This is a genomic window from Mesorhizobium sp. M7A.F.Ca.US.002.01.1.1 (assembly GCF_004022955.1).
GTDB lineage: Bacteria > Pseudomonadota > Alphaproteobacteria > Rhizobiales > Rhizobiaceae > Mesorhizobium > Mesorhizobium ciceri.
In genome coordinates this window covers 1-3,976 of record NZ_RZQE01000515.1, presented here as the reverse complement: position 1 = coordinate 3,976, position 3,976 = coordinate 1, and the positions used below count along the sequence as shown (strand labels likewise).

General features: G+C 65.3%; 4 protein-coding genes. 1 reads left to right on the top strand and 3 read right to left on the bottom strand.

The window, feature by feature from the left end; genetic code table 11:
- Positions 1 to 27 precede the first annotated feature (27 nt).
- The gene (locus tag EN932_RS30890) at positions 28 to 2,052 is read right to left on the bottom strand and encodes an amidase (RefSeq protein ID WP_128369330.1); all 2,025 of its coding nucleotides are present in this window, start codon (positions 2,050 to 2,052) and stop codon (positions 28 to 30) included.
- A gap of 143 nt (positions 2,053 to 2,195) precedes the next feature.
- Here EN932_RS30890 and EN932_RS30885 point away from each other — a divergent pair, with 143 nt between their 5' ends.
- Positions 2,196 to 2,471, top strand: coding sequence for a hypothetical protein (locus EN932_RS30885; RefSeq protein ID WP_013530503.1), 276 nt, complete (start codon positions 2,196 to 2,198; stop codon positions 2,469 to 2,471).
- A 56-nt stretch (positions 2,472 to 2,527) separates the two neighbouring features.
- On the opposite strand, the gene EN932_RS30880 is transcribed toward EN932_RS30885, so the two are convergent.
- Positions 2,528 to 3,613: a Gfo/Idh/MocA family oxidoreductase gene (locus tag EN932_RS30880; RefSeq protein ID WP_127385261.1), complete on the bottom strand. Its 1,086-nt coding sequence runs from the start codon at positions 3,611 to 3,613 to the stop codon at positions 2,528 to 2,530.
- A gap of 39 nt (positions 3,614 to 3,652) precedes the next feature.
- A partial coding sequence (locus tag EN932_RS30875; protein ID WP_164890707.1) for an ATP-binding cassette domain-containing protein occupies positions 3,653 to 3,976 on the bottom strand: 324 nt, incomplete at its 5' end.

Below are 3,976 nucleotides of genomic sequence, written 5' to 3'. Positions count from 1 at the left end.
CTTCGCTGCCTTCCTAGCTGCTGGCGTTCATCCAATCCCGCCCGTAACCAGATAGGCGCCGGCGCTGCGCCCATCCTCCAGCCGCACAATAGCCGTCACGATCGAGCCATACGAGCCACGCCAGACGCTGTGGAACCGCTGGTGCTCTGCGGCCGGAACCAATGCCTGTCCACAGCAGCGCGCTCCGCTTCGCTGCATGGCGACAGGCTCGCCGTTGACATGCACCTTGACGCTGGCGTTTTCCGCCTCGGCGTCGATCGGCAGGTCGAGGGTGATGGTGATCTCGTCCTGATCGCCGGTCGTGCGCGTCTCGGCGGCAAGCGCGATGACGAGCGGAGGTGCCTTGCCGTTACCGGTTTGCGTGGGCCGGCGGGAAAATACATCTTCAGTCAGTTCCGGCGTGCGTGGGGGCAGGGTGCGGCGCCGGGTCGACAGTTCGTAGTCGCCGGCCATGCGCAGCAGCCTTTCGTCATCATAGGCCTTGCCGGCGAAAGTCAGGCCGACCGGCATGCCGATATCGGCCATGGTTCCCATCGGCACGGTGACGGTGGGGATGCCGAGATGGCGCCAGACCAGATTGCCGTTGGCGACCCAGGTGCCATTGCGCCAGGCAAGGACGGCGGATGCCTCGTCGATGTCTGCATCGGCCGGTCCGACATCGGCGGCGGCGGGCAGCACCACGGCGTCGATGTCTTGGCCGTCCAGCCAGACCTCGAAATCGATCCGCCTTGTTGCTTCGAGGCCCTTCAGTCCGTCTTCCAGCGTTGGAATGTCTGCGAACGGCGTGACGCCGAACCGGGCCCGTTCCACATATTCTCTCAGATCGAAGCCGCCCTCATAGCGGTCGGGCAGCGTGCCGGGCGGCTGCGGGAAGATCTTTGGGCCGTCGACGGAGACGAGATCGGGCACGGCCGGGTCGGCATTGGCGCGCAAAAAGTCGTCCCAGCCCCAGATGCTGAGATCCCAGAGTTCGCGCTCGGCGAAGTCCTGCGGCACCAGCCCGCGCTCGACCATGGTGCGCGCCCCGGGGCGGTCGCGCTCGTAGTTGGAGACGACGGGGAAATCGACCTCGATCACCTCGGCGCCAAGCCGCTTGAGATCGGCCGCTGCCTGCTCCCACAGGGCAAGCACCGAGGCGCGGGTTTCGATCGGCGCATCGGCCTCGCTGTCGCGGCCGATATACATTCTGGGCACGCCCAGGCGCTTGCCTTTCAACGACCCCGCCAGTGCGAGATCGGTATAACGGGGCGGCCGCACATCGGAGCTTTTCGGCAGCTTGACCCAAGGCTGCGCGCGCCAGAAATCGCCTCGCGCCTCGGGATCGTCGGCGACGATCACATCGAGCAGTTCGAGCATGTCGGGCACGCTGCGCGTATGCGGCACGACGACATCCATGGTCGGCACCAGGGGCCAGTTGCCGCGCACAGAAATGACGCCGCGCGACGGCGTGTAGGCGACCAGCGCATTGTTGGTGGCCGGCGCGCGGCCGGACGACCAGGTTTCCTCGCCAAGCCCGAAGGCGCAGAAGCTGGCCGCTGTCGCCGTGCCGGAGCCATTGGACGAACCCGATGCGAAGGCGGCGGTGAGATAATCGCCATTGTACGGACTTTCGGCGCGGCCATAGACGCCGCGCTGCATGCCGCCATTGGCCATTGGCGGCATGTTGGTCAGCCCGATCAGCACCGCACCGCCGGCGCGCAGCCGGGCTATGGTGAAGGCATCCTCATTGGCAATGAGATGCTCGAAGGCCGGCGAGCCGGCGGCCACCGTCAGGCCTGCAACCTTGTAGCTGTCCTTGGCGGTGTAGGGGATGCCGTCGAGCGGTCCGAGCACGGCGCCGTTGCGGCGCCGCTGGTCGGAGGCCGCCGCCTGCTCAAACATGTCAGGGTTGAGCACTGGGACGGCATTGAGGCTGATGCCGTGCCGGTCGAAATGCGCGATGCGCCTGAGATACGCCCCGACCAGTTCGACGCTGGTGACGGTGCCGTGATCGAGCGCGCGGCTCAGTTGGTCGATCGTCGCTTCGACGAGGTGAAGGCTGGCGTCGGTCATCACGGATCCCACATTCCCACGCATCATGGATGAGCGAGGCCGCAGGCTTCGGCAAGAGCCTATCGCGGTCTTCTCGGAACTTTTGTCCGGCTGGCGGTTTTGGATGTATGGTGCGATTCCGGAATGGCCAGAAGGGTGTGCCGATGACCACGAAATGCGTTGCGATCCTAGCTCTCGCGGTTGCTACGGGCGCGAGTCTTTGCGCCCCGGCCTTGGCTGGCGACCGGCATCACGACCGCCGGGTCCACTCCGAACGCTACGTTCCCGCCGAAGGCGATCTCATCGATATCCTGTTCGGCGGCCCGCACTACTACGATCAGCAGTTGGTGACGACGGCGGCTGGCGCGTGCTCCTACCATCGCGTTGGACCCGACGCGAATGCATTGAACAAGATCAACGATCATCACTGCGGGAAATAAGGCAGTAGGGCAGTAGGGCAGTAGGGCAGTAGGGCAGTAGGGCAGTAGGGAGCGCCTCAACGCTGGCCGCTCTCCTTCATACGCTCGATGATTTCGGCCATCAGCGCCAGGTCGCGGCGGGAATCGGCGAGGTCGGTCAGCGGCTTTGTTCCTTCGGCGATGTGGCGGTGGAAAATCTCGAGTTCATTCGAGAAAGCATCGCCGTAGAGAGGGCCGAAGGCTTTCGTCACCGGGCCGAGCGGGCCGGCATCGGTGACCTCCAGCCGCGTCGGCAGGCTGCGGATGTAGGGCGTGTCGTAGATGATGCGCACGCGCCTGGTGTTGGAGCGCACCTCGATCATTGCGTCGAACAGGCCGAGATCGTCGACCACCGCGTCGTAGAGACAAGCGAAATGGCCGTAGTCGAAGGTGACCGATGTGTTGGCGCCGCCATTGGTGCGGTGCGCGGCCAGCACGCGCGCCGGCTCGCCGATCAGCCCGCGCATCGCTGAAATGTGGTGCGAGGAAAGCGCCGTCAGCCCGCGATAGGCGCGCACCAGGTCGGCCGGCGCGTCGGCACCGACGACTTCGCGGATCAGCGCGTCGCGCTCCTTGGCGCCACGCGCCAGCAGGGCCGGGTCTATGTCGTTGGGATAGAGGACGTTCTGGCTCTTCTTGAGGAAATGCCGGCCCTCCGAGATCAGGTCGAAGATGCGGACATGGGTGATGTCGGCGAAGGCCGGCAGCTCGTCCCTGGCGGCCAGATAGGCCGGCGCGTAGCGGCGCATATAGCCGACGAACAGGGTCTTGTCGTAACTCGGCATCAGCGCCAGCAGATCGTCGATCTCGCGCACCGTCAGACAGGCAGGCTTTTCCAGCAGGATATGTTTGTTGGCAGCAATCGCCGCGTGCACGAAGCGGCTGTGGGTGTCGTCGGATGACAGCACGAACACCGCGTCGATGTCGGGTGACGCTATTAGCGCCTCGGCCGTCTCGAAGGTTCTTGCCGTCGGGTGTTGCGAGGTGCACAGCGCCACCAGGCTGGGCGACACGTCGTACACGCCCGCGATCACCCAGCGCTCGCGCTGATCGCTCAGCACCGGCAGATGGATCGACTGGGCGACCTCTCCAAGACCTATAAGTCCGACACGAATTGGTGCCACCGGCAAACTCCCTTTGATTTCAAGTCTGATGCTGCAGGACTATGCCGCGCCGGTGACCAGCGCGACGAGCTCGTTGCCTGATGTCTCCGAGGCGCGCACAGTCGCCGCCATCTTTCCCGCCCGCATCACCCAGATCTGGTCGGACAGGCGGCGGACCTGATCGAAATTGTGGCTGACCAGGATGACTGAGACCGACTGCTCGCGCAGGCGCCGGATCAGCGCCTCGACATTGGCCGTCTCCTGCACGCCAAGCGCTGCCGTCGGTTCGTCCATCACCACCAGCTTGGCGCCGGAGCCGACAGCGCGGCAGATCGAGATCGCCTGCCGCTGGCCGCCCGACAGGCGCCGCACACGCTGGTTGAT

Excerpts from the sequence above, each read along its gene's own strand:
- EN932_RS30885 (WP_013530503.1), top strand. The coding sequence starts at position 2,196 with ATGACCACGAAATGCGTTGCGATCCTAGCTCTCGCGGTTGCTACGGGC.
- EN932_RS30890 (WP_128369330.1), bottom strand. The coding sequence starts at position 2,052 with ATGACCGACGCCAGCCTTCACCTCGTCGAAGCGACGATCGACCAACTG.